The organism is Arcanobacterium wilhelmae, assembly GCF_029632765.1.
GTDB lineage: Bacteria > Actinomycetota > Actinomycetes > Actinomycetales > Actinomycetaceae > Arcanobacterium > Arcanobacterium wilhelmae.
Genome location: NZ_CP121247.1, coordinates 1,700,723 through 1,724,889, shown reverse-complemented (window position 1 = coordinate 1,724,889; position 24,167 = coordinate 1,700,723). Strand labels below are relative to the sequence as shown.

Annotated in this window: 22 protein-coding genes and 4 tRNA genes; 19 read left to right on the top strand and 7 right to left on the bottom strand. The window is 60.5% G+C overall.

Annotated features, from left to right (window positions below):
- Positions 1-121: 121 nt before the first annotated feature.
- The 4 genes from P8A24_RS07705 to P8A24_RS07690 form a co-directional block, all read right to left on the bottom strand.
- On the bottom strand, positions 122-631 hold the full coding sequence (locus P8A24_RS07705; protein ID WP_278058036.1) for a carbonic anhydrase: 510 nt from the start codon (positions 629-631) through the stop codon (positions 122-124).
- Between the two features lie 160 nt (positions 632-791).
- Positions 792-864, bottom strand: a tRNA-Phe gene (locus tag P8A24_RS07700).
- Between the two features lie 38 nt (positions 865-902).
- Positions 903-976 (bottom strand) — tRNA-Asp (locus tag P8A24_RS07695).
- 33 nt (positions 977-1,009) lie between these two features.
- Positions 1,010-1,082, bottom strand: a tRNA-Glu gene (locus P8A24_RS07690).
- 216 nt (positions 1,083-1,298) lie between these two features.
- Here P8A24_RS07690 and P8A24_RS07685 point away from each other — a divergent pair.
- The 3 genes from P8A24_RS07685 to P8A24_RS07675 are packed head-to-tail and all read left to right on the top strand — an operon-like array spanning position 1,299 to position 4,378.
- Positions 1,299-3,092 (top strand): mechanosensitive ion channel domain-containing protein, encoded by a 1,794-nt coding sequence (locus P8A24_RS07685; protein WP_278058034.1) that lies wholly within the window; start codon positions 1,299-1,301, stop codon positions 3,090-3,092.
- Positions 3,085-3,522, top strand: coding sequence for a peptide-methionine (R)-S-oxide reductase MsrB (gene msrB, locus P8A24_RS07680; protein WP_278058032.1), 438 nt, complete (start codon positions 3,085-3,087; stop codon positions 3,520-3,522). The genes P8A24_RS07685 and msrB overlap by 8 nt, the downstream gene beginning before the upstream one ends.
- Positions 3,494-4,378, top strand: coding sequence for an endonuclease/exonuclease/phosphatase family protein (locus P8A24_RS07675; protein WP_278058029.1), 885 nt, complete (start codon positions 3,494-3,496; stop codon positions 4,376-4,378). The genes msrB and P8A24_RS07675 overlap by 29 nt, the downstream gene beginning before the upstream one ends.
- A 172-nt stretch (positions 4,379-4,550) precedes the next feature.
- Here P8A24_RS07675 and P8A24_RS07670 read toward each other — a convergent pair.
- A tRNA-Lys gene (locus P8A24_RS07670) sits at positions 4,551-4,623 on the bottom strand.
- 172 nt (positions 4,624-4,795) lie between these two features.
- Between P8A24_RS07670 and P8A24_RS07665 the strand changes: the two genes are divergently transcribed.
- The 15 genes from P8A24_RS07665 to P8A24_RS07595 all read left to right on the top strand — a co-directional run bounded on the left by P8A24_RS07665 (position 4,796) and on the right by P8A24_RS07595 (position 20,464).
- Positions 4,796-5,398, top strand: coding sequence for a hypothetical protein (locus P8A24_RS07665; protein WP_278058027.1), 603 nt, complete (start codon positions 4,796-4,798; stop codon positions 5,396-5,398).
- A gap of 40 nt (positions 5,399-5,438) precedes the next feature.
- Complete coding sequence (locus P8A24_RS07660; RefSeq protein ID WP_278058025.1) at positions 5,439-7,718, top strand: RNA degradosome polyphosphate kinase; 2,280 nt, start codon at positions 5,439-5,441, stop codon at positions 7,716-7,718.
- On the top strand, positions 7,715-8,704 hold the full coding sequence (locus tag P8A24_RS07655; RefSeq protein ID WP_278058023.1) for an NUDIX hydrolase: 990 nt from the start codon (positions 7,715-7,717) through the stop codon (positions 8,702-8,704). Before P8A24_RS07660 ends, P8A24_RS07655 begins: the two co-directional genes overlap by 4 nt.
- 229 nt (positions 8,705-8,933) lie before the next feature.
- The gene (gene pstS / locus P8A24_RS07650) at positions 8,934-10,043 is read left to right on the top strand and encodes a phosphate ABC transporter substrate-binding protein PstS (protein ID WP_278058021.1); all 1,110 of its coding nucleotides are present in this window, start codon (positions 8,934-8,936) and stop codon (positions 10,041-10,043) included.
- Between the two features lie 48 nt (positions 10,044-10,091).
- Entirely contained in the window at positions 10,092-11,153 is a 1,062-nt protein-coding gene (locus tag P8A24_RS07645; protein WP_278058019.1) for a PstC family ABC transporter permease, read from the top strand.
- The gene (gene pstA, locus P8A24_RS07640) at positions 11,150-12,226 is read left to right on the top strand and encodes a phosphate ABC transporter permease PstA (protein ID WP_278058016.1); all 1,077 of its coding nucleotides are present in this window, start codon (positions 11,150-11,152) and stop codon (positions 12,224-12,226) included. Before P8A24_RS07645 ends, pstA begins: the two co-directional genes overlap by 4 nt.
- Before the next feature lie 169 nt (positions 12,227-12,395).
- Positions 12,396-13,172, top strand: a complete 777-nt coding sequence (pstB, locus tag P8A24_RS07635) for a phosphate ABC transporter ATP-binding protein PstB (RefSeq protein WP_278058014.1) — start codon at positions 12,396-12,398, stop codon at positions 13,170-13,172.
- Positions 13,173-13,498: 326 nt separating this feature from the next.
- On the top strand, positions 13,499-14,245 hold the full coding sequence (locus P8A24_RS07630) for a hypothetical protein (protein ID WP_278058012.1): 747 nt from the start codon (positions 13,499-13,501) through the stop codon (positions 14,243-14,245).
- Positions 14,246-14,254: 9 nt separating this feature from the next.
- Positions 14,255-14,902, top strand: coding sequence for a heme-binding beta-barrel domain-containing protein (locus P8A24_RS07625; RefSeq protein ID WP_278058010.1), 648 nt, complete (start codon positions 14,255-14,257; stop codon positions 14,900-14,902).
- Positions 14,899-15,975, top strand: a complete 1,077-nt coding sequence (ygfZ, locus tag P8A24_RS07620; RefSeq protein WP_278058008.1) for a CAF17-like 4Fe-4S cluster assembly/insertion protein YgfZ — start codon at positions 14,899-14,901, stop codon at positions 15,973-15,975. The genes P8A24_RS07625 and ygfZ overlap by 4 nt, the downstream gene beginning before the upstream one ends.
- Positions 15,972-16,256, top strand: coding sequence for a hypothetical protein (locus tag P8A24_RS07615; protein WP_278058007.1), 285 nt, complete (start codon positions 15,972-15,974; stop codon positions 16,254-16,256). The genes ygfZ and P8A24_RS07615 overlap by 4 nt, the downstream gene beginning before the upstream one ends.
- 171 nt (positions 16,257-16,427) lie before the next feature.
- Positions 16,428-16,895, top strand: coding sequence for a D-aminoacyl-tRNA deacylase (gene dtd, locus P8A24_RS07610; protein ID WP_278058006.1), 468 nt, complete (start codon positions 16,428-16,430; stop codon positions 16,893-16,895).
- Between the two features lie 203 nt (positions 16,896-17,098).
- The gene (locus P8A24_RS07605; RefSeq protein WP_278058005.1) at positions 17,099-19,720 is read left to right on the top strand and encodes an ATP-dependent Clp protease ATP-binding subunit; all 2,622 of its coding nucleotides are present in this window, start codon (positions 17,099-17,101) and stop codon (positions 19,718-19,720) included.
- Positions 19,721-19,727: 7 nt separating this feature from the next.
- The gene (locus P8A24_RS07600; protein WP_278058004.1) at positions 19,728-20,051 is read left to right on the top strand and encodes a hypothetical protein; all 324 of its coding nucleotides are present in this window, start codon (positions 19,728-19,730) and stop codon (positions 20,049-20,051) included.
- Positions 20,048-20,464 carry a hypothetical protein gene (locus tag P8A24_RS07595; protein ID WP_278058003.1) on the top strand — a complete coding sequence of 139 codons (417 nt, stop codon included), beginning with the start codon at positions 20,048-20,050 and terminating at the stop codon, positions 20,462-20,464. Before P8A24_RS07600 ends, P8A24_RS07595 begins: the two co-directional genes overlap by 4 nt.
- Here P8A24_RS07595 and P8A24_RS07590 read toward each other — a convergent pair.
- Together P8A24_RS07590 and P8A24_RS08940 are read right to left on the bottom strand one after the other, a co-directional pair.
- A complete protein-coding gene (locus P8A24_RS07590) occupies positions 20,432-21,352 on the bottom strand; it encodes an IS3 family transposase (protein ID WP_479722891.1) in 921 nt (306 codons plus the stop codon). The genes P8A24_RS07595 and P8A24_RS07590 overlap by 33 nt on opposite strands.
- Positions 21,349-21,666 carry a transposase gene (locus P8A24_RS08940; RefSeq protein WP_442319917.1) on the bottom strand — a complete coding sequence of 106 codons (318 nt, stop codon included), beginning with the start codon at positions 21,664-21,666 and terminating at the stop codon, positions 21,349-21,351. The genes P8A24_RS07590 and P8A24_RS08940 overlap by 4 nt, the downstream gene beginning before the upstream one ends.
- 858 nt (positions 21,667-22,524) lie before the next feature.
- Here P8A24_RS08940 and P8A24_RS07585 point away from each other — a divergent pair.
- Positions 22,525-24,135 carry an alpha/beta hydrolase gene (locus P8A24_RS07585; RefSeq protein WP_278058001.1) on the top strand — a complete coding sequence of 537 codons (1,611 nt, stop codon included), beginning with the start codon at positions 22,525-22,527 and terminating at the stop codon, positions 24,133-24,135.
- Positions 24,136-24,167: the final 32 nt, after the last annotated feature.

The following is a 24,167-nucleotide window of genomic DNA, read 5'->3' as shown; positions in this document are numbered from 1 at the left end:
TTTGTGCTGTACTCCCGGCCAGCGCCAGGGGTTTCGCGGCGCGGCGGTCTTGTGCGATACTCACGCGAAGTGCTCCCGGCCCGTGCCAGGGGTTTCACCCGGGCGGGCTGGGCTGGGGCTCCTAGAGAACCTCGGTTTTTCCAGTGGAAAGAGAGTAGCGCAGCGCGCGAACTGGCGCGTTCAGGCGAGTTGCGAGTAGGCGTGCGGTTTCGCGGGCGTGGGCCCGCTCGACGTCAGCGCCGGTGCGGTTCGCGTCAGTGACGACGGGCGCAATCGCCTGCGCCAACATTCCCGACGCCGGGGCGGCAAGTGCCGCTTTTACGGCGCCGCAGTTCTCGTGCGCGACGACCGCCACCAGGCCAACTCCCAGGGTGTCGACCGCATACTCGAGCGAGGCGATCACTGCATCGTCGATCACGTGCCCGGCTGTGCGGACAGTGAAAATTGCCCCGAGGGGCTGGTTGAAAATGATCTCAGGAGCCACGCGTGAATCTGCGCACGCAAACACCGCTGCGAACGGATGCTGGCCGGCCACAAGCTGAGGAAGCAGATTTTCCGGCGGTTGATCTGGGGTGTTGGCGGCGAAACGTGCGTTTCCTTCAAGGAGGCGTGTGAGTTCTGGGGCGTTCATTGGTGCTCCTCTCGCGAGCCTTCAAGCGGGCCGTGTGTAGCATGCGTCCGCCAGACATTATAGAGGACAGGGCACCGATGCCGGTCGCGGGTATGTGAGGCGAGCCGTTGTTGCGGCGCTGGAGCGGGGACAAAAAAACCCCGCCGAAGCGGGGTATTTGTGGCTCCGACCGGCGTCGATCCGGTGACCTTTCGATTTTCAGTCGAACGCTCTACCAACTGAGCTACAGAGCCAGTGAGAAAAATAGCCCGGAAACCGGGCGATTCTTCTGCGACCCTGACGGGACTTGAACCCGCGACCTCCGCCGTGACAGGGCGGCGCGCTAACCAACTGCGCTACAGGGCCAGATTTTGCTTTCGCAAGCTTCTGGAGAAGCCGTACCCCCAACCGGATTCGAACCGGTGCTACCGCCGTGAAAGGGCGGGGTCCTAGGCCGCTAGACGATAGGGGCTTGAACCACCAACCGAGTTGGCCGTTCGCTTGTTCCGAATCCTCGGTGGAACGGGTTTAAGCTTAGCCTGAACTCTGCAAGGTTTGCAAAATTGAAATGGCGTGTCGTGTGTCACATCCTGAAAATGGCTGTTTTGCAGCGTTTTGTCGGGTGTGTGGTGAATGAAATGCGAATGAACTCCAAAAACTGTCATACTCGCTTCGGTAGGCTGGAGGCATGATCACCCAACAGTTTGCTCAAGAAGTTCTAGCGCGGTTCGTGGCCCAGTCGCCGTCGCCGTCACCTGCGCCTTCGCCGTCGTCGCTGGAAGAAAAAGCGCACGACGTTGTCGAAGCCAGTTTCGACGTCGTTCAACTTGTGATCGGAGTGGGTGTTGGCGCCCTGGCTGGACTGGTCATCGGGTTGGTGACGATCGGCATCCTCACTGCGGTTTTTGCGCGCCAGAAGCACTTGAAGCCGGTTGTGCACGCGGTGGCCCGTCCGATCGATCTGCTGCTGATCGTGGTTGGCGCGTGGGTGGGCTTCAACTTCGCAGCGTCCAATGTTTCGCCAGACGTCGAGCCGTGGTGGTTTGCCTATTCGAGCCAAATGTTCTTGATTTTGACGATCATCGCGGTCACCTATCTCGTTGCATCGGTGGCCAAGGGGATTGTCACATCGATCTACGCGCGAGTGAGTGAGCTTTCGAGCTCGAAAGCCGCCAGGATCGAAACCCAAACCCAAATCCTTCACAGGGTGATTATCGTCGCGATTTGGTTGATTGGTTTCGCAGCAGTGCTACTCACCTTCCCGGGCGCTCGGGCGGCAGGCGCCTCGTTGCTCGCCTCTGCAGGAGTGATGTCGGTGGTTGTTGGTATTGCGGCCCAAGGCACCCTCAGTAATGTGTTCGCCGGCCTTCAGCTCGCATTCTCTGATTCGATCCGTGTTGGAGATATCGTCGATTTTGACGGCAACTACACCACAGTCGAGGAAATCACGCTCACCTATGTGGTGCTGGCAATCTGGGATGGGCGCCGCATTATCGTCCCCTCGCAACGTCTCACCTCCCAGCCCTTCCAGAACTGGACGAGGCGCGCTCCGGAAATGTACGGCGATGTCACGTGGCAAGTGGATTGGGCGGTTCCCGTGCGTGCGATGCGGCTCGAAGTGGAGCGTCTCCTTGCAGGGTCGGATCTGTGGGATGGGCGCCTGGGCGTATTCCAGGTCAACGATGCCAGCGGCGGCACCCTCACTGTGCGTGCGGTGATTTCCGCCAAGGATTCGTCAACTCTCGTGGATTTGAAGAACTACCTGCGTGAACAAATCGTGCTGTGGATCCAGAAGGAAGCGCGCCAAGCGATTCCTCACCGCCGCGATTACTGGCACGAGAATATTTCGATCGAAGATTCGGGCAAGGCAACAACGGCACTGGTTGAGGCACGGATCGCGCAAGAGCAACGGCTCAAAAACGCTGAGTCGGTCCGTCCGCAGCCGGCCGTTCCCCACTTTTCATCCACTTCGGAACTTGTTCAGCAGGATTCCGAATCCACCCGTGTGCTCACGGCAACAGAAATGGAAGCGATTGCCCAGAAGGCTGAGCAAGCGAAATCCGAGTCGGAAACGAGTGGCGCAGAGGAGCACAAGGCGGGATCGTCGTCGGGGAAGGGCGTGAGCCGAGGAAAGTCGATCGCGAAGGCGGCTCGGGAGTTCGCCTCGTCAGGGAAGTTCAAGCGCACCCCGATCGCGGAGCGGATGGACGAACCGGTTGCGGGTGAGAGTAAAGAAACCCCGCTCACCTCGCCGGTCACCACAACCGCGAACGTGAAACCCGGGCACGAGGCTTCATTGTTCTCTGGTTCGCCTGAGAACGAACAACGAGCCGAAACCTATGCAGGTCCAGGTGAAGAAGCCTACGAGGAACGCAACCGCAAGGTCGATGAGGCCAAGATCGCGGCGAAGGGCAATCCCGCCGCGATACAATCTGACGATGCCGCGGGCGATTCCGCGGGGCAAGGAGCAGATCATGACTGAGAAGAACTATCCAGGTGCACGTAGCGAAGAAGAGTGGAAGGCGAAGCTCACTCCTCTCGAATACAACATCCTGCGGACCGCTGGCACTGAGATGCCCGGCACTGGAGCACTCCTCAACGAACATCGTTCCGGAATGTACCTGTGTAAGGCTTGCGGGGCAGAACTCTTCACCTCAGAAACCAAGTTCGATTCGTTCTGTGGATGGCCATCGTTCTTCGACCCTGATGAGAAAGACGCTGTCGAATACGTGGAGGATACATCGCTTCCTGGGCGTCCACGCACTGAGGTTCGTTGCGCAAACTGCGGCTCGCACCTCGGCCATGTTTTTCCCGACGCACCCCAAACGCCAACCGGCTTGCGCTACTGCATGAACTCTGCGTGCCTGACCTTCGTTGCGGAGGATGGCTCGGTTTCTGGATCGGAGGGCTAAGATGCGCATCGGTACCTTCAACCTGCAATACGGAACTACTTCAGACGGGTGGCGACCGTCGTCGAAGGCGCTCGTTACCCTCGCAGGGGAACTCGCAGAGGAAAACCTCGACCTACTTTCGCTTCAGGAAGCGGATCGGCTCCACATGCGATCCAACTTCGCCGACCAGGCGAAGATCCTCGCCGACGAACTGGGGATGTACCACCACTTCTCCCGCACCACGTTCGGAACGGGCATCGCGATTCTCTCCCGTAAGCCGATTACTCGGGTCCATGATCTCGAGCTGCCCAAGGTGCAGTGGGCGTTGCGCACCGGTCAGAAGGGATATGTGGCAGGCCTGCGTTTCAAGCCGGAGCAACCGCGCCGGGTGACCTATATCGAAACGGCCGATTCGGGTAAGCCGCTGATCTTCGGAAATACCCATCTTGAGGCATCGACGATTACGCTTCGCGTTCAGCTGGCCGTTGCGCTCGCAGGATTCGCGCGCGTTGCGCGTGTGAAGGGGAGTAACGGCCCCGCATTCGAGGGTGGAGCTCGTGTTTCCGATCTCGGTGAGAATCTTCCCGCAATGATTCTGACTGGAGATTTGAATACCGGGCCCTCCATCGTGAATGAAATCAGCACGCACCTACTTGCAAAGGCGGCGGAGCTTGTAAAGGATGAGCGCCCATGGTGGATGGGGGAGTCACTCCCACAATTCAAACTTCTGGCAGAGGGCCTGACTTTCCCTGCCTCGGAGCCCTCGGAGCAGCTCGACTATGTCCTCGGCGTCGGGGTGACTGCCCACGATGCGCACACCCGCCGATTTACGATCTCAGATCATCTGGGACTGTTCGCGGATGTGGAGCTGGACTGAAAGCTGACCATGTGAACCGCAGTATTCGCTGGGGCTCGTCGGAACGGGCAAGGCGCAGGACGTTGCAGAATGGGACGATAGCGTTTCGCGCACGGCCGTGAGATTGCGGTGTCATTGCTGAGTGACGACGGTGAAAACACGAGAAAAGCGGCGAGAAATCGCCGCTTTTCTGTAGGCCCCGTGGGACTCGAACCCACAACCCATGGATTAAAAGTCCACTGCTCTGCCAATTGAGCTAGAGGCCCATGGATAAATTATCCGCTTACACACTTTAGCGCGTCTGTGCGAAATATGCGAAGTGCAAGCGCGGAAGTTTTCCACAATTTCGCTTTTTGCGGTTTCGATCCACAGATTTTGAATCGCACTCGCGGAGGGGGCGCAAGTGAGAGAGAATAAGGGCAACACAAAGGAGTAGCCATGTCATCACATCCACGGCGTCCAGCCCAGCTTGAACCTGAACAGATTGAGCGGATCCCAGGCGAAACGGATACCGCGTACAACTCCGAACTCGCGCACACCACGGCGCAGGCCATCGTGCCACTACCGGGGGTGTTTCGCGAGGATGATCCGGGAGTGGATGATCGTATTCTTGCAATGGTCCGATCCGAGGGCATCGATGTGATTGCTGAATCGTGGGTGCGCTCACCAGAAGATTCCCTCCCGGGCATTCTGTGGCGCGGTTTCCTCTTGAGCGAGTGGATTCGCCGTTACCCGGATGCTGTCAGTGAGCGGCTCGCCGCGGCGAAGCAGGTCAGTGAGCGTGAGGTCAAGGCGAGCCCAGATCAGGTTCGCCAGGAGTGGGCGAACGTGTTCGAAGGTGCATACTCAGGTGATTTCGGGAAGGTGCTGGCAGATTCCGCTCACCTCACCTCAGTACTGGCGCAGGTAGAGCCAGCATGGATTAAGAACGATATGCACCCGCTTGCTACGGAAGTGACTCGCCGGAAGACTGCCATGATCGTCACCTCCGAAGAGTTCCTGCGTGCCGCGGAACTTTATCGTGGTGGCGAACTGAACTAACACGATTTTCTGGTAACGAAACGAGGAATGGGAAGAGACGATGGCGGACAACGAGCCTACTCTTGAATCGAACGACGAGACCCAATTCTGGCGCGCCGGCGCTGATCCGGAGCAGCTAGAGAAGCAGAAGAAGGCGATGCTGGGCTCGTCGGTTACCACGGAAACGCTCGCAGAGGCCTCAGAACGTCTGCTCGAGGATCAAGAATCGGATCTGCCGCAGGGTCGCTTCGCGGACCGTGAACTGAGCTGGCTCGCCTTCAATGAGCGTGTGCTTCAGCAGGCGGAAGATCACGATCTTCCGCTTCTTGAGCGCGCCTGGTTCCTCGCTATCTTCGCCTCGAATCTCGACGAGTTCTATATGGTCCGTGTGGCTGGCTTGAAGCGCCGAATCGCGATGGGGATGGCCACGCCGAGTGCTTCGGGCTTGAGCCCCCGCCGCGTTCTCGAGGGGATCAACATGCGGGCCAAGGAGCTTATGGCTCGCCACGCGAAAGTATTCCGCAAGGATATTGCGCCGAAGCTTGCCGAGAACGGTATTGTGATCCAGCATTGGGACGAGCTCGAGGAAGCCTCAAAGGATCGCATGCGCAAGTTCTATCGGCGTCGGATCTTCCCGGTGCTGACACCGCTCGCCGTGGATCCTGCACATCCCTTCCCCTACATTTCTGGCCTTTCACTCAATCTCGCAGTGATCGTGCGCAACCCGAAAACAGGCAAGGAGTTCTTCGCACGAGTCAAGGTTCCGGCTCTTCTTCCGCGTTTCATCGCGGTGGATTCGGATGGCCGTCCCTACGATCCGGAAGATGTTCCCACCGATGAGCACGGCCGCACGTACTATGTGCCGCTTGAAGAAGTGATTGGTGCACACCTCGATACTCTCTTCCCGGGGATGGAAGTACTCGAGTTCTCCACTTTCCGAGTCACTCGCAACGAGGATCTCGAGGTGGAAGAGGACGATGCAGAGAACCTCCTCAAGGCGTTGGAAAAGGAACTACTTCGCCGTCGTTTCGGTGCGGCTGTTCGCCTCGAGGTAGCGAAGGACATGTCCGAGCATGTGCTCACGCTCCTCATGCGCGAGATGGGCATCCGCGAGGAAGATGTCTTCCACCTCCCAGCCCCGCTCGATCTCACGGGCCTGAACTCGATCCATGATCTAGACCGCCCGGGTCTGAAGTATCGCAAGTTCGTGGCGGTCACCGCCGCAGGCCTGGCGGACCGGGAAACTTCCGCAGCCCCGGATGTCTTCCACGCGATGAATCGTCAAGAGGTCCTCCTCCACCACCCCTACGATTCGTTCTCCACCTCAGTTCAGCGCTTCCTCGAGCAAGCCGCAGCTGATCCGAAGGTGCTGGCGATCAAGCAGACCCTCTACCGCACGTCGGGCGATTCCCCGATCGTGGATGCCCTGATCAAGGCGGCAAACGCCGGCAAACAGGTGCTCGCGGTCGTGGAGATCAAGGCGCGCTTCGATGAACAGGCGAATATCGATTGGGCGCGCAAGCTTGAGCAGGCTGGCGTGCACGTGGTGTACGGAATCGTCGGGCTCAAAACGCATGCGAAGCTCTCGCTGGTGGTGCGCCAGGAGCCAGACGGGCTGCGTCGCTACTGCCACGTGGGTACGGGTAACTACAACCCGAAGACGGCTCGTGGCTACGAAGATTTCGGCCTGCTCACTTGCGATCCGGATGTGGGCCAGGATCTCACGCGCCTGTTCAATCAGCTCTCCGGCTACGCACCGAAAGTGAAGTTCCATCGTCTGCTCGTGGCCCCCACGGGGATCCGCAATGGTTTGGTGGAACGGATCGAGCGTGAAGTGCACAACAAGCGCGATGGTAAGGACGCCTGGATCCTCCTCAAGGCGAACTCGCTGGTGGACGAAACGATCATTGATGCCCTTTATCGCGCCTCTCGCGAAGGTGTGAACGTCCAGATTCAGGTGCGCGGAATCTGTGCGCTCCGCGCCGGAATCCCGGGCCTGTCCGAGAACATTAAGGTGGTCTCGATCCTCGGCCGATTCCTCGAACATTCTCGTGTGTACGCCTTCTGCAACGACGGCGATACAGACGTGCTCATCGGCTCGGCTGATCTGATGCACCGCAACCTCGACCGCCGCATCGAGGCGCTCATCAAAATCGTGGAACCGGAGCAGATCGATTTCCTCGTGGATCTGGTACGTACCGCGTGCGCGGACGATACAGCCTCGTGGAGGCTAGATGGCGAGGGATGGCACCACGTTGCCTACGATTCTGAAGGAAACCGTCTGAAGGACATTCAGGAAGTGCTCATGCGCCGCGCTCGCGATCGGGTGAAAGCAAAGTGACCCACTCGATCGATGTTCGCGCAGCTGGAACCGTGCTGTGGAGGGAGCGTAAAGGCTCCCTCCAGGTGTTGCTCATTCACCGTCCGAAGTGGAGCGACTGGTCGTTTCCCAAGGGCAAGCTCAAGGCCGGTGAAACGCTCGCTGAGTGTGCGGTTCGGGAAACAACCGAGGAAGCTGGAGTGGCGCCGGTCCTCGGCCGCCCACTCGGATGGCAACATTACGATCTCGCAGACGGGCGCCACAAAGAGGTGCGCTATTGGGCTGCGACCATCGCGCCGTCTGGTTCTCCAGTCCTCGCCACTCGCCCAACAAACTGGGTTCCGAACAAAGGAGAGATCGACGATCGGCGATGGCTCAACGCATCTGCTGCGGCGAAAAAGCTTACCCGCGAGGACGATAAGAAGATCCTCTCCCAGCTCGTACGTGCCTACGAGACGGGAAAGCTCGCAACAACGCCCGTGATCCTCCTGAGGCACACTCGCGCAAAGTCTCGAAGCGCGTGGGCTACGGAGAACTCCCATGCGACGGAGCACAACCGCCCACTGACCAAGGTTGGCCAGGCTCGCGCTCAAAACCTCATCGGCACACTCGGCGCGTACGGGATCGAAGAGGTCACCTCCTCGCCATGGAAACGATGCGTGGATACGGTTGCGCCCTACACGAGAGCGCTCGGGGGAGTGGTTCGTGTCGTGGATGCCCTCACGGAGGCAGCCTTCGCAGCCGATCCGGAAACATTTCTCGCCTGGGTCCGTGACCAGTTTTTGCATGCGAATACCCCGCAAGTGATTTCGCTCCACAGGCCCACACTCCAGGCCGTGATGAACACGCTTCGCCCGTTCACTGCCGCAAAGGTGCTCGCCCAGGTGCCAAAGAAAGATCCCTGGCTCAAAACCGGCGAGATGATCATCGCCCACGTCGCCTTCCCAGGAGGTCCGGGAACCAGTCCCGACGTCGTCGCGCTGGAGCGAACCCGGCCCGTTGCGTAGCCCGGCCCCTTGCGTAAGCCGGCCGCTTGCGTCACCCGGCCGCTTGCGTCACCCGCCTGGTTGCGTTCGTCGCGCCCCGGCATCGGCAGCGGCTTTGCGCCAGCACTCGGAACCGTTTACCAAACGTTCACCAAACCACCCCTCGTTCGTTTCCTTCCCGCCTCTACGCTGGGTCGCAGTGCGGGGGAAAGGCCCTCGCAAGCATGAGGTTCTCCTCGGGAATGAAGGAATGATGAATCTTTCGGTTAAGGCTCGCGCGTCGGTCGCGGTTGTTGCTCTCACGGCCCTTCTCGGCGCTTGTGGTACGCCGTCGGTCGGCTCGCTCTCGAACTCCGGCGGTAGCGCCGCCGCGTCGGGCGCCGCCGCCGCGAAGGGCACGCTGAACGGTTCGGGTGCGTCGTCGCAGGTGAACGCCCAGCAGGCATGGCGCGATACTTTCACCAAGAACACCGGCATTCGTGTCAACTACGATTCGACCGGCTCAGGTACCGGCCGCCAGCAGTTCATCGCCGGCCAGGTTGCCTTCGCCGGCACCGACTCGCTTCTGAAGGAAGACGAGCTCGCGAAGGCAGCTGAGCGTTGCGGCTCCGAGCCGCTCGAGCTCCCGCTCTACATCTCGCCGATCGCGGTTGCCTTCAACCTCCCGGGCGTGAAGGAACTCAACCTCGACGCCGAGACGATCGCGAAGATCTTCGCCGGCAAGATCGCCACATGGAACGATCCGGCGATCGCCGCCCAGAACGAGGGCGTGAACCTCCCGGATCTTCCAGTGATTCCGGTAAACCGCGCGGACGATTCCGGTACCACCAAGAACTTCCAGCAGTACCTCGCTCAGGCCGCTCCGAAGGAGTGGACCGCGAAGCCGTCGGACGTGTGGCCGATCAAGGGTACCCAGTCGGCGGAGCAAACCTCCGGCGTCATCGAGCTGACCAAGTCCACTGAAGGTGCGGTTACCTACGCGGATGCCTCGCAGGTTGGCGAGCTCGGCACCGTGAAGGTGAAGGTCGCGGGCGAATACCTCGCCTACTCGCCAGAAGCAGCGGCCAAGATCGTGGACGGTTCGCCGCTCACGAAGGACGCCACCGACCGCCGCGTCACCTTCGATCTCAAGCGTGACGGCTCCGTCGCCGGTGCCTACCCGATCGTGCTGGTGTCCTACCTGGTTGCCTGCACCTCCTACCCGAACGCGGGCGACGCCGCGAACGTGAAGTCCTACTTCGAGTACATGGCTTCCAAGGAGGGCCAGGAGGTTGCGGCAAAGGCCGACGGCGGTAACGCCCCGATCTCTGATTCGCTGCGCGAGAAGGTGAACGCGGCAATCGCCCTCATCGGCAAGTGATGAACATTCGGTGCGGGGCCGCCCGGCCCCGCACCGAGAGGAGAAAATGTGAGTGAAAAATTGAACCTGATCGGGAAGCCGTCGAAGGGCGATACCGCATATAAGTGGATCGCAACCATCGCGGCGATCACGATCTTGCTGCTGCTTGCGGGCGTGGCGATCTTCCTGGCGATGTCGAGCCAAAACGCGTTCCTCTCGAGCGCCCAGACGATCGAAAGCCAGGTTTCTTTCGCGCGCGGGATGGGCTTTTGGGGCTTCACGGGAGCCGCCCTGTTCGGCACCGTGCTGGCTTCGCTGATCGCGCTGGTGATCGCCGTGCCGTTCGCGGTGGGAATCGCGCTGTTCATTTCTCACTACGCTCCAAAGCGGGTGGGGACCGTCTCGGGCTACGTGATCGACCTCCTGGCCGCGATCCCGTCCGTCGTGTTCGGCCTGTGGGGTATGTGGAGCCTCGAGCCGCTCATGCGCCCGATTTTCGCAGGCATCTCCTCGATCCTGACCCCGATTTTCGAGTTCCTCGCAGGAACAAAAGAGCTGGTCAACGGCGAAACCGTGTGGAGTGGTGGCCTGCCGGGCTTGCGCTACATGGCCGAGCATTTCGCGTGGTGGCCAATCCAGCCCGACGCGGCCGCCTTCACCCCGCCCGCACGCAATATTCTCATGGGCGGCATCATCCTGGCGATCATGATCCTGCCAATCATCACGTCCCTCACGCGCGAAGTATTCCTCAAGACCCCGCGCCTCCAGGAGGAGGCAGCGATCGGCCTTGGCGCCACGCGCTGGGAGATGATCCGCATGGTCGTGTTGCCGCATGGCCGCTCCGGCATTGTCTCGGCGACGATGCTCGGCCTGGGCCGCGCCCTGGGCGAAACAATGGCACTGCTGATGGTTCTTTCCCCGGGCCTGCAGATCAACTTCAACCTTTTGAAGCCCGGCCAGCACTCCACGATCGCTTCACAGATTGCGTTGCGCTTCCCGGAGGCTTCGGGCCTGTCGGCTGATTTCCTTGTGGCCACCGGCCTCGTGCTCTTCGTTGTGACCTTCGCGGTCAACTTCGTGGCGCGCGCGATCGTGGCTCGTTACTCTGAATTCTCGGGAGCGAACGCATGACAACTCAAGTTTCGAATATTGGTGAGCGTTCGTCTTTCGTGACGGCGCAAAAGCATCTCCCGACGTCGTTCGCCTACGTTGCGGCCGCGGTTGCGGTTACGATCGGCGTGCTGGTTGAGGTCGTGCTCGCTGACGAAGCGAACTGGATCGGCGCCGGCATTTGGGCGCTCCTGATCTTTATGGCGCTGACGATTGTGGCTGGTTTTGCAGTCGAGGGCCGCCGTTACGGCGCTGATCGAGTGGCCGCTTCCGCGGTGGTCGCCACCTTCGTGTTGGCGGTGATCCCGCTGATTTCGCTGCTGTACACGGTGATTGCAAACGGCTGGACGCGCATGAGTGCCGGCGGCTTCTTCACTGCTACGACGTTTGGCTCGTCGATCGCCGGAACGGTGACCGGTGCGGGCCACGCGATCGTTGGCACGCTGATGATCACGGGAGTCACGGCACTGATTGCAATCCCGCTGGGCGTGCTCACCGCCGTCTACCTCGTCGAATACGGCCGCGGCCCGTTCGCCAAGACGATCACCTTCCTCGTGGACGTGATGACGGGCATTCCGTCGATCGTCGCTGGCCTGTTCGCGGCCGCGATGATCCCGCTGGCCAACTATTGGATCTTCGGCGAACCCCAGTTCAAGAGTGGCTTCGCCGGCTCGGTGGCCCTCGTCGTGCTGATGACCCCGATCGTCATCCGCAACACCGAAGAACACCTGCGCCTCGTGCCTAACTCGCTTCGCGAAGCCTCCTACGCCCTCGGTGTCACGAAGGCCCGCACGATCAACAAAGTTGTGCTTCGCACCTCCGCCTCGGGCATTATTTCGGGCGTGGTCATTGCCGTGGCCCGCGTGATCGGCGAATCTGCTCCGCTGATGATCACGGCCGGAACAACCGACCACTACTCCACGAACCTCTTCACCGGCCAAATGCTCACGCTGCCCGTGTACGTGTACTACGAGTACAAGAAGGGCAACCAGGCAACCGCGTGGGCCGGCGCCCTCGTCCTGATCCTCTTGGTTCTGGTTTTGAACCTGCTGGCCCGCTGGATCGCGAAGAAGTTCCGTCCAGCCGGCGAGTAAACCGGCCCCGACGTCGGGGCGCAACTCGTGCACCGACGTCGCCCCTCACAGCGGTGCACCGACGTCGTGCATGCACCCCGCGCCCAGCGCGTAAACTACATTACAAACAGACATTGACCGGCGAAACCGGGAAAGAAAACCGGCCCCGGCCGGAAAGGAAGGACAGCCCGTGGAAGGTATCCAAGCTCGCGGACTCAACATTTACTACGGCAACCACCTTGCGGTGGAGGACGTGAACATTGATATCGAGCCACGCTCGATTACCGCGCTCATCGGGCCGTCTGGCTGTGGTAAGTCGACGTTCCTGCGTTCGCTTAACCGCATGCACGAGGTAATTCCGGGTGCGCGCGTGGAAGGCCAGGTGCTCATCGACGGTGAGGATATTTACGGCCCAGGCGTCGATCCGGTGGCGGTGCGCAGCCACGTGGGCATGGTGTTCCAACGCCCGAATCCGTTCCCGACGATGTCGATCGCGGAGAACGTGCTGGCCGGTGTACGGCTGAACAACACAAAGCTTTCCAAGTCCGACGCCGAAGCGATCGTTGAAGAATCGCTGCAGGGTGCGAACTTGTGGAACGAAGTGAAGGACCGCCTGGATCGCCCGGGTTCCTCGCTGTCGGGCGGCCAGCAGCAGCGTCTGTGCATTGCGCGCGCAATCGCGGTGAAGCCCGATGTGTTGCTGATGGACGAGCCGTGTTCCGCGCTCGATCCGATCTCTACCCTTGCGATCGAGGACCTGATGCAGGAGCTACGCGAGGATTACACGATCGTGATCGTCACGCACAACATGCAGCAGGCGGCGCGCGTTTCCGAAAAGACCGGTTTCTTCAACATTGCGGGTACCGGTAAGCCCGGTCACCTGATCGAGTTCGCTGAGACCGAGAAGATTTTCTCCAACCCGGATAATCAGCAGACCGAGGATTACGTTTCCGGCCGCTTTGGGTGAGTCTGGCATACGTGGATCGCTGTGTGCGCATCCTGGTGTGTGCCGACAGCCTCAGGGCGGAAAGCATTGAAGGCGTGGGCGGGATTTCCCGCCCACGCCTTCAGCGTGAAAGTTTAAGGGCACCGGACCAGAGTGCGCCTGTCGGCGCGAAGGCCGCTCGTAGCGGCAATTTTTGGAGCCCGGGGCATTCACAGCCCGATGCCGTGCCTCAAGTGTAGCGGTCCGGCCCTTACCTACGCCACCGTCGCCGGTGCGCTTGCACCAGCGCCCCAGCTCGCCCGCCGTCAAAAACCGCGCCCACGCCCAAACCGTGAAAGAATATCTCCGTGAGCGAAACGGAAAAGAATTCACTGATCGATCTGCACCCCGGCTACACGCGTGGCGTGGCAGGGGTGCTGGGTGCTGGCGTTCTAGCGGTCGCGGGCGTGACGAGCTCGTCGATTATGGCGCTCGGTGTCCTGGCACTAGCGTTGCCGTTGGTGGCGGGCTGGCCTCACCTGATGGGTCTGCCGAATAAGGCGGCCGCCTATCCGGTTTTGGCACTGACGCTTCTTGGCACGATCGGTGCGGGCCTTTTTGGTGATATTCGGGCGCTCGCGGTGGCTGCTGCGGCTGGCATGATGGGCGTTTTCGTGATGGAGATGGCGCGGCGGGATTCGGGCGGCAAGCGTGTGGAGCAGATTTCTGGTGCGTTGCTGGGTGTGGTGATGCTGGTGTCGGCATCGACGTGGATCCGTGTCGCGGCCGGAACGATGGGCAAGGACATCGTCACGACCGTTGCTGCAACACTGGCGGTGGTTGCGCTGATGCACGCGTTCGATTCGCAGTATTCGCCGCTTCTGGGCTCTGTGAACGGAGTGGTGGTGGCGACGGCGATGGCGTGGCTGATGAATCTGCCGTTGCTTGCGGGCGTTGTACTCGGAGCGGCGGTCGGTGGGGCGTATTTCCTCACCTGGCGCGCAGTGGAGAATCTTCCGCGTCCGAGTGGGTATCTTGCGGGAGCGGCGCGCGCGTTTATCCCGCATTCAGCGTTGGGCGTGGTTGCCTTCGCGATTGCGCTGATTCTGTTCTAGCCTTGAGGCATGTTTAATCTTCACCCCACTCTTGCGCCCGAAACCTACCCGTTCGCCTGGATGGTGGACCGCTGGGTCGGCGGCGGCGTTTTGGAATACGAAAATATTGAGGCCGCGGCGTACGTTCACGAGCTCGCGATCGAGAACACCGACGGCGGCCCGTACCTGCGTTTCGAATCCCGGATTTGGCTCGCTGCTGAGCCGGCAGGGATCGTGGATAAGGAAGAAAGCGGCGCCACCACGTACGGCAAGCTCACGAAGGAACGCCTGTGGTCGGTGTCCACCGGGTACCTGCGCGTGAATCCCAATGTTGCCAAGCGTGCGGATGGCTCGAGCGCGGTGGAGGCGATGGTTTCTTCGCCGGCCGGTACTGCGCAGCTGTGGGTGGGGTTGGTGAACGGCCCGCGCCTGCAGATGGTGACGGACGCGGTGGCGCGTTCGGCGTCTGGCGCCGATTTCACGAGCGCGAAGCTGATGGCCGGCAACGTTGCGTCCGACCTTTTCTACGCCTACGACATGGAGGCGTTCGGCTCCGAGTTGCGCCCGTACTTGGCTGGCCGTTTGAGCCACACGAACGCCGACGACGTCGTACTCCCTGGCGACGACGAAGCCGCGGCTGACGCCGACGGTGCGGCGAGCGCCGAGGACGCGCAGTGAGCGCGGTTATCGACGAAACTGCGGGCGTTCCTGCACACTACGGTTCCCCGTTCGCGGAGGAGCGCGAGTTACGCGCGGGCCGAGCGTTCGTGGATGTGGCACACTTCGACGTCGTGACGGTTGCGGGCGCGGATCGCGTCAGCTGGCTGACGAATCTTTCCACCCGTGATTTCTCGCAGCTTGCCGTGGGCGAGGCGTCCGAGATGCTGATCCTTGATCCGAACGGGCACGTGCAGGAGGCGGCGGCCGCACAGCTCACCGAGGATGCGGTGTGGCTGATCACGGATTCCGGTCGCGGCGCAACGCTCGCCACGTTTCTCGATTCGATGCGGTTCATGTTGCGCGTGGAAGTGACGCTGCGTGAGGACGTCACCGTGTTCGGAACCGGCGCACCGGCGTCGGCGCTCCCGGCCGCCGTTGTCGAGAACTCGCTTCTGACCTGGGAAGACCCGTGGCCGCGTACGCTCACCGGCGGCGCTGATTACGGGATTCCCGACGCCGCCCACCCGGCCGCCGATTCGCGCCGCACGCTGGTCGTGGCTGAGAAAGTGAAGGCGGGCGCCGTCGTCGCCGGTTTTGAGGCGGCTGGTTGGTCCCGCGCGGGTCTGCTCGCCTGGGAAGCCGCGCGCGTGGCGGATCGCCGCCCGCGCGTCGGCGCTGAGGGCGCGGCCGAGCGAGTGCTCCCGCACGAACTCGACTGGCTACGCACTGCAGTCCACCTCAACAAGGGCTGCTACCGCGGGCAGGAAACCGTGGCGAAGATCGTCAACCTCGGGCGCCCGCCGCGCCGGCTCACCTACCTCTACCTCGAGGGGCCCGAGGGCGATCTGCCCGAGGTCGGCGCCGAGGTGCTCTCCGAGCGTGGCCGCAAGGTTGGCGTGCTGACGTCCGTGGTTCGCGACGCCGACGAAGGTCCGGTTGCATTGGCGCTGCTCAAGCGTTCGACGTCGGTGGAGGAGGTGCTCAGCGTTGGCGGCTTTGCCGCCTCACAAGAGGTGATCGTGAGCCCGGAGGGGAAGAGCTCGGTCTCGCCAGCCACCCGCCCGGGCGCGGAGCTGAGGGGCCGCAAGTGACGTATTGGATGTCGTGGCTGTTGGCAAACCTCGTGCCCGCGTTGCTGTTCGCAGGGGCTGCGTTTTCGCTGGTTGATGCGTTGCTTCGGCCTGCTGACCGCTGGTGGGCCGCCGCGCAGCCGAAGAAGTTTTGGCTGATTTGGATGGTGGTTTCCCTTGCGCTGGTGGTGGCGGATTACCTGTATCGGCTGCCGCTCGGCGGGATCCTCACGCTCGTGATTGCTGTGGGGATCGTGTACTACATCGGCCCCGAGCGTCAGCGCATGGGCCGCTGGAGATAGCGCGCTCGACGACGTCGGGTGTGGGTTTGGCTGGAAGCCGGCGGGCGACGCCGGCTGAGGGCTCGGCTGGAATGTGCGCACCGGCGTCGGGAGCCAGTCGGAAGGGAAAACGGCCCCGGGCCGCTGGATGCAACCGGCGCACCGGCGTCGGGAGGCAGAACTGGAGGAAAAATGAGGGTAGTGATTCAGCGCGTGAAGCGCGCGAAAGTGACCGCGTATCGCGAGGACGTGCCGGAAATCGGTGAGGTGACCGGCGAGATCGGCGCGGGGTTGATGGTGCTCGTGGGGGTCTCTCCGGAGGATGGCGACGCGCAGATCGAGAAAACTGCTCGCAAGATCGCCCAGCTCAAGCTGTTGCGCGGGGATGCGAGCGATGATCCGGCGCAGCGCGTGAGTGCCCAGGATTCGGGCGCGCCCGTGCTGCTCGTTTCGCAGTTCACGCTGTATGCGGACGTGCGGAAAGGTACGAAGCCGGGCTGGTCGCATGCGGCGCCTGGGCCCGTGGCCGAGCCGATTTTTGATCGTGTGGTTGAGGCCGTGCGCGGTTACGGGATCGAAGTTTCCACCGGCCGCTTCGGTGCCATGATGGATGTGGAGCTGGTGAATGACGGCCCGTTCACGATCCTCGTGGAGGTGTGAAAGGCGGCCCTTGCGCCGTCGAAAACAAAAATACTCCCGACGTCGGAGCTGCATGTTTCGTTTGAAAGTTGAGTGATCTTGGCGCAGGTTTCTGCCCTTCACTCACGCCAGTGGCGAAACGGTTGGAAGGTTTGGCGCCAAATACAGTTTAATTAGGTAGTTGAAAAGGGCTCCCCACGCCGGGGGCCGGGAAAAGGAGTGACATGTTTGAACGCTTTACCGACCGCGCGAGGCGAGTAATCGTCTTGGCGCAGGAGGAAGCTCGCAGCCTCAAGCACAACTACCTGGGCACGGAACACATCCTGCTGGGCCTGATTAAAGAGGGCGAAGGTGTTGCTGCGAAGGCGCTCGAATCGTTGAACGTGACGTTCGACAACGTGCGCGCTGAGGTCGTGGAGATTATCGGCGAGGGGCAGGAGCAGCCGAGCGGCCATATCCCGTTCACGCCGCGTGCCAAGAAGGTTCTCGAATATGCGATGCGCGAAGGCCTGCAGCTCGGCCACTCGTACATCGGTACCGAGCACCTGTTGCTCGGCTTGTGCAGGGAACAGGACGGCGTTGCCGCCCAGGTTCTCGTCAAGCTCGGTGCTGATCTGCCGAAGGTCCGCCAGCAGGTGACCCAGCTGCTTTCGGGCTTCCAGGGCAAGGAAGCCGTGGGCGTGGGTGCTGGCGGTGGCCGCGAGGGCACGAAGGCCGGTTCGACGATCTTGGATCAATTCGGCCGCAACCTCACGGTGATGGCTCGCGAGCACAAGCTCGATCCGGTGATTGGCCGTCACAACGAGACCCAGCGCGTGATGCAGGTTCTCTCCCGGCGCACGAAGAACAACCCGGTGCTGATCGGTGAGCCGGGCGTGGGTAAGACTGCCGTGGTTGAGGGTTTGGCTCAGGCGATCGCCTCGGGCGAGGTGCCAGAAACCTTGAAGGATAAGCAGCTCTACTCGCTCGATATGGGTTCGCTGGTTGCCGGTTCACGTTACCGCGGCGATTTCGAGGAGCGCTTGAAGAAGATCCTCAAGGAAATTAATAACCGCGGCGATATCGTGTTGTTTATCGACGAGATCCACACGCTCGTTGGTGCGGGCGCGGCTGAAGGCGCACTCGATGCGGCTTCGCTGCTCAAGCCGGCGATGGCTCGCGGTGAGCTTCAGATCATTGGCGCAACCACTCTCGATGAGTACCGTAAGTACATCGAGAAGGATGCCGCGCTGGAGCGCCGCTTCCAGCCGATCCAGGTGGAGCAGCCGAGCGTGAAGGAAACCATCGCGATTCTCGAGGGTCTGCGCGATCGTTACGAGGCATTCCACCACGTGACCATCACCGATGAGGCACTCGAGGCAGCCGCCACCATGGCGGATCGTTACATCAACGATCGCTTCCTGCCCGATAAGGCAATCGACCTGATCGACGAGGCGGGTGCTCGCCTCGCGATCCAGAAGATGACTGCTCCGCCGGAGCTTCGCGAGCTGGACGAGAAGATCGCCCTGACGAAGTCCGATAAGGAAGCCGCGATCAATGGCCAGGATTTCGAGAAGGCTGCAGCTCTTCGCGATACCGAGCAGAAACTCACCGAGCAGCGTGCCGAGCGTGAAAAGGCCTGGAAGGAGGGCGACCTCGATTCCGTATCCGTTGTGGACGAGGATGTGATCGCCGAGGTTCTTTCGATGACCACCGGCATTCCGGTGTTCAAGCTGACCGAGGCTGAGTCGGCCAAGCTCCTGCGCATGGAAGACGAGCTCCACAAGCGCGTGATTGGCCAGGACGATGCCATCAAGGCCGTGTCCCAGGCGATCCGTCGTACGCGTTCGGGCCTGAAGGATCCGAACCGTCCAGGTGGCTCCTTTATCTTCGCTGGCCCCACCGGCGTCGGAAAGACGGAGCTTGCCAAGGCGCTTGCCGAGTTCCTGTTCGGGGACGAGGAATCGCTGATCACGCTGGACATGTCCGAGTACCAGGAGAAGCACACGGTCTCGCGCCTGTTCGGTGCGCCTCCGGGATACGTTGGGTACGACGAGGGTGGCCAGCTCACGGAGAAGGTCCGCCGTAAGCCGTTCTCGGTAGTGCTGTTCGACGAGATTGAGAAGGCTCACGCCGATCTGTTCAACTCGCTGCTGCAGATCCTGGAGGAAGGCCGCTTGACCGATTCCCAGGGCCGCGTGGTGGATTTCAAGAACACGATCATCATCATGACCACCAACCTTGGTGCGAAGGAGATCGCGCGTGGCGTGGCTACGGGCTTCCAGTTCGATGAGGACATGCGTGGCACGTACGAGCGCATGAAGTCGCGCGTTCACGAGGAGCTGAAGAACCACTTCCGTCCCGAGTTCTTGAACCGTGTGGACGATACGATCGTGTTCCCGCAGCTCGAGAAGGCTGAGATCCTGCAGATTGTGGATCTGATGATCGGCAAGTTGGATAACCGCCTCGCCGACCAGGGCATGTCGATTGCTTTGACGGATAAGGCGAAGCAGCTGCTCGCGGATCGTGGCTACGATCCGGTACTCGGTGCTCGTCCGCTCCGGCGCGCGATCCAGCGAGATATCGAGGATGTGCTCTCCGAGAAGCTGCTGTACGGCGAGTTTAAGAAGGGCGATACGATCCTGGTTGACGTGGATGAGGACAACATTCCAATGTCGTTTACGTTCACTGGCTACGATTCGGATTACCAGTTGCCGGGCGGTGCCCAGCAGTCCGCTGGAGCCGCTGAGATCGACGGACTGGCCCAGCCTGTGTCGACCGTTCCTGGTGGATCGGATGAAGATGGTGCTGCCACCGCTGGTGAGGGCGAACCGAACCAGGGAGGATCAGGCCCGGCGCTGGCGTAATGCGGCAGTGAAGAATGTAGGAAGGCGGCGAGTTTTCGAAAGAAAACTCGCCGCCTTCCTGTCGTCAAAAGGGCATGTGGGAGTGCGGTGTTTAAGGGGTGCGCGCATAGCGCTGAACCCGCGGATCGTCGGGTTTACAATGGCTGCTTCTGGTGTTGGTGGAATCATTGCCTCGATCGTCCTTGAACGCTACGTGCCGTTGGAAAAGTATCGTGGCGCATGGGTAGAAAAATCATCAACATTTATCGATATTCAAGAAATCTCTTTGTCAATACTCTTAAAAGTGTCGCTGCAATATCCAAAGCAACTACTGAATATGGAGAAAACATGAAGAGAATTGCGTTGACAACCACCGCGATCATCACGAGTATCGGTGTTTTTCTCAGTGCTGCTGCGCCCGCTATGGCTGTCGATAACACGGGTAAAACTGACGATGTTGTCACTGTGAGCGAGGCGAAAGAGGCCATTGACTCGGTTGATGAGTCACTCATTGCTGATGCTGTGAGCGGGGGAGTGAAGGCTCGTGGAAAAACTTACTATGCCAACAACGGAGGCATTGTTGAAATTCCAGATTCTCCACATGAACAGATCAGACTTGCGGGCGGAAGTAATAGTGCCTCGATTGGCGTGACTCTTCCGAAGTCTGAAACTTTAGAGAGGGGAACTGTCGATTCGGAAAACGTCACCACTGAAGTGCCCCGGGTTTTGTTCCTAGGCATTTGCCCTGATTTTTATTTTCTCTGATGTGCTGGCCTTGTGCCAGTACTCGTTTTCGACCTCGACTGGGGGCCGGTAGTCGAGGGTGTGGTGGAGACGAGCCTGGTTCCACCAGTTCACCCACTCGAAGGTAGCGATTTCAACCTCGAGCACATCACGCCATGTGCGGGTATGGATGAGCTCGTTCTTATACGAGCCATTGTCATTCTCAGCAAGCGCGTTATCGTAGGAATCCCCAACCGTCCCGGTCGATGCACTGATGCCTGCATCGAGCAGGCGCTCGTTATACACAATACTGACGTACTGGCTCCCGTGATCCGAGTGATGAATCACCCCGGCAGTTTCCTTCGCGCTGACGATCGCCTGATTCAACGCCTGTAGCGGTAACGCTTCGGTGCGCATGGAATCCGATAACGCCCAGCCGACGATCTTTCGCGAGAATACGTCTGTCACAAAAGCGGCATACACGAAGCCTGTCGCGGTGCGGACATACGTGATATCCGCGACCCACAGCCGATTCGGGCAAGGAGCGCGAAACTCACGCTGGACTAAATCTGGCCTGGTATCTTCTCTTCTGGCTTTGCGTGTCGTGATCGGGGAACGTCCCTTACCCTTGCCCGATACCCCAGCTAGGCGCATGAGCCTCGCGGTTTGTTCCCGACCGATCTGAATTCCGCCACGGCGCAAGGCATGCCACATTTTCCGCACACCGTAGACGCCGTAGTTGCGGCCGTGAACGTCTCGAATGTGCTCCACAAGGCCAGCATCACGAACACTGCGCGTACTCATTCCACGGGCTTTGGATTGGCGGTAACCACGGGAGGTGATGAAACCGCCAACACGGTGAGTATTCAACGTCGTACAAATGAACTCAACCGAAAAACGATCACGATACTCATCAATAAATGCGATCATTTCCGATGTTGGGGGTCGAGTTCCGACGCGAAAAAAGCCGACGCAGCCTTCAACAACTCGTTCGTGTCGCGCAGTTCTTGAACTTCACGCCTAAGCCGAGCATTCTCGGCTTCTAGATCCTCCGGCAAACGCTCAACAACGCGCCCTTCACGCCTAGCTGCCTGCGTCCATTGACGGGCAGTATGCCACGAAACACCCAGCTTCGGTGCAACCACCTGACACGCTTGTTGCAGCGAGAGCCCCTCAGCAAGGATCCGATCCTCCACCAACCGCACAACACGATCCTTTGCGTCCTGATCAAACTTCTTTGGCATAATCCAGATTTTCCCATCTACTCAGACGGAACAAAACCTGGGACACTTCAATTCTGGCAGTCGCGAGGGGATAGACGGAGCCAGCATAACCAACTTTTCCCCTGCGGTGCAGAAGATCCGATGGAGGGAGCGTTAGCTCTCGCGGCGTTCTTTCCATTTGACTACTGCGAGCCAACACAGAAAGAAGACGAGTTGTCCGAAGTACCACCAGAAGAATTCGAGGGGTACGTCTTTCGCCCCATTCAAGAGCCATTCTGTTCCCGTGAACCATAATGTGAGAGGAAGCGGGAGTATGAGGAGTAATGCGACTGAAAATATCATGGCCCCTAACCATGAAGGCTCCGATTTCTTGTTCTTCTTCGTGGGTTTCATATTGCGGTGCTTTTCGATGAGTGCTTGTTTTGCGTGAGAAGTGCCCTCGGTTAAAGGCTATTGTGAAGGCAGGGGTGGGATCTATCGACAAATGTTGATGATTTTCGGGCGCCTCTTGATCGGTGCGGAAACCGTCGGATCCCATTTCATTTGGTTCTACGCTACGCGTTTGGGGCGGATCTCCTCCTGGCGACTTCATAATATTCCACGTAACTTGTTCACAATTTTCCATGTAGGAGGTTCACAATCTTCCGCGTAGGGAGTTCACAATTTTCCATGTAGGAGGTTCACAATCTTCCGCGTAGGGAGTTCACAATTTTCCATGTAGGGAGTTCACAATTTTCCACGTAGGCATTGTTGGCGCAGTGGGTCGGGTTGGGGTGACTGTCGGCGTGGGATCGCCGGCTCGGATTCGTGAGCGAATCGTGAGCGAACATCCGGCTCGGGGTGGAAAGCACCAACGCGTCCGGGGTGGAGAATAGGGACATGAATTTTTCTCCTCGATCTGCGATGCTCCTCGCGCTGTCGCTCGCGGCCGGCGTCGTGCTCATCGCCCTCGCCGTCCGCCAGCTGCGCCGCGGACGCTCGCTGCGCGCCGGCGTCGCCGTCGTGCTGGCTGCGCTCCTGCTCCTTTCGGGAGCCGCGCTCCAAAAGAACCGTGTCACACAAGGTCCGCTCACGTGGGACGGCGTCGCGGCAACGATCTGGCCCAAGCCGATCGCCGCGCCCAGCGCGAAGCCGCTGACAAAGAAAGAGGGGAAAGCCGACGGCATCCTCTCCGACACCGGCGAGGGCTGGATCGCGCCGAAACTTGCCAAAGCGTGGGGAAAGGCGCCGAACCCGGAATACAAGGCGGACCTGAAAGAATTCCACCCCGAAGGTGCCGGAACAACTGGCACCTACTTCACCACCACGTGGAAGGGGCCGCAGTCGGGCCTGAAAATGGACGTGATCGTGTGGGCGCCAAAGGGCTGGCAAAAGCTGCATGGCCTCGGCGTGATTGAGATGCTCCACGGGTATCCGGGCGGCATCTCTGGTGTGCCGGCGGCAATGAAGTTTGATCAGCAGATGACGGACTACATCGCAAAGAATCTGATTCAGCCCTCTGTGATTGTATTGCCGCTCTTGCGTCCAGATGGTGCCCCGACCCGCGCGTTCGATTTCCCAGGAGAGCCGAAAGTGGGAACGTGGGCCGCGCGCGACATCCCGGCGATGATTGCCAACAATTTCCCGGTGTCGCGTGCGAAAGACATGTGGACTCTCGCCGGCGTTTCCGAGGGTGGATACACGGCTCCTGCGCTCGCGGTGCTCGCGCGCGACACGTTCGGCGCGGCTGTTTCGCTCTCGGGGACGAATAACGCTGAGTATGGTCCGCTCGCACAGGCGCCTGAAGACGTCCAAGCTCAGATGGCGCTCACCTCGCTCCTTTCGAAGGCTCCTGATCTCGCTGTTTACGCCTATTCGGGTGGTGCCGAGCCGAAGTCGAACAAGCTGCTCACACAACTCGCGGCCATGGCAAAGCGCCCCGGCGTCACCACCCTGTTTCGCGACGCGGGCCGTGGCCACGGCTGGGACACCTGGAAGCATGCATTCCCGGGCGTGATGAAATGGGTAGGCAGTGTGCAAAAGAACAAGGCCAAGACGGAGGTTGCCGCGGTAGCGAAACCGCCGGCGAAGAGCGCCCCCGTGGCGGCGGAAGAAAAGAACATGCATGGCATTTACGCGGTGACGGGCGCGGCGAGCGCGCTTGCGTTGGCGTTGTTCGGCTGGCGCGTGTGGATCTGGCGACGCCGGAGTGCGGCCGACGACGGTGTGGCGGCTCGTCGTGGAGTTCCCGTCGGGCGCCATGGAAGCGAAACGGTCAACAAGGCGTCAAATGAGAATGGTGGCTCATCGATGGCAGCCGAGCCCGCGAGGGTGGGGATCGGCGCGAAGGTAGCGCGATTCATCGGCTGGGACATGCTTGCCACCGTGCTGGTTGTGGCGGCTGTGTTCGTGTGGCTCGTGCTTGCGCTGAACTTGTGGGGGCAGTGGCTGCGAAGCGAAGAGGATATCCTCGGGCTGCTCATCCAGCTCGGGCTTCCGTACGACGGCTGAGCCGCGCTCCACCGATCCTTCTGATATGAGGT

Excerpts from the sequence above, each read along its gene's own strand:
- P8A24_RS07705 (WP_278058036.1), bottom strand. The coding sequence starts at position 631 with ATGAACGCCCCAGAACTCACACGCCTCCTTGAAGGAAACGCACGTTTC.
- P8A24_RS07685 (WP_278058034.1), top strand. The coding sequence starts at position 1,299 with ATGATCACCCAACAGTTTGCTCAAGAAGTTCTAGCGCGGTTCGTGGCC.
- msrB (WP_278058032.1), top strand. The coding sequence starts at position 3,085 with ATGACTGAGAAGAACTATCCAGGTGCACGTAGCGAAGAAGAGTGGAAG.
- P8A24_RS07675 (WP_278058029.1), top strand. The coding sequence starts at position 3,494 with ATGGCTCGGTTTCTGGATCGGAGGGCTAAGATGCGCATCGGTACCTTC.
- P8A24_RS07665 (WP_278058027.1), top strand. The coding sequence starts at position 4,796 with ATGTCATCACATCCACGGCGTCCAGCCCAGCTTGAACCTGAACAGATT.
- P8A24_RS07660 (WP_278058025.1), top strand. The coding sequence starts at position 5,439 with ATGGCGGACAACGAGCCTACTCTTGAATCGAACGACGAGACCCAATTC.
- pstS (WP_278058021.1), top strand. The coding sequence starts at position 8,934 with ATGATGAATCTTTCGGTTAAGGCTCGCGCGTCGGTCGCGGTTGTTGCT.
- pstA (WP_278058016.1), top strand. The coding sequence starts at position 11,150 with ATGACAACTCAAGTTTCGAATATTGGTGAGCGTTCGTCTTTCGTGACG.
- P8A24_RS07625 (WP_278058010.1), top strand. The coding sequence starts at position 14,255 with ATGTTTAATCTTCACCCCACTCTTGCGCCCGAAACCTACCCGTTCGCC.
- dtd (WP_278058006.1), top strand. The coding sequence starts at position 16,428 with ATGAGGGTAGTGATTCAGCGCGTGAAGCGCGCGAAAGTGACCGCGTAT.
- P8A24_RS07605 (WP_278058005.1), top strand. The coding sequence starts at position 17,099 with ATGTTTGAACGCTTTACCGACCGCGCGAGGCGAGTAATCGTCTTGGCG.
- P8A24_RS07595 (WP_278058003.1), top strand. The coding sequence starts at position 20,048 with ATGAAGAGAATTGCGTTGACAACCACCGCGATCATCACGAGTATCGGT.
- P8A24_RS07590 (WP_479722891.1), bottom strand. The coding sequence starts at position 21,352 with ATGATCGCATTTATTGATGAGTATCGTGATCGTTTTTCGGTTGAGTTC.
- P8A24_RS08940 (WP_442319917.1), bottom strand. The coding sequence starts at position 21,666 with ATGCCAAAGAAGTTTGATCAGGACGCAAAGGATCGTGTTGTGCGGTTG.
- P8A24_RS07585 (WP_278058001.1), top strand. The coding sequence starts at position 22,525 with ATGAATTTTTCTCCTCGATCTGCGATGCTCCTCGCGCTGTCGCTCGCG.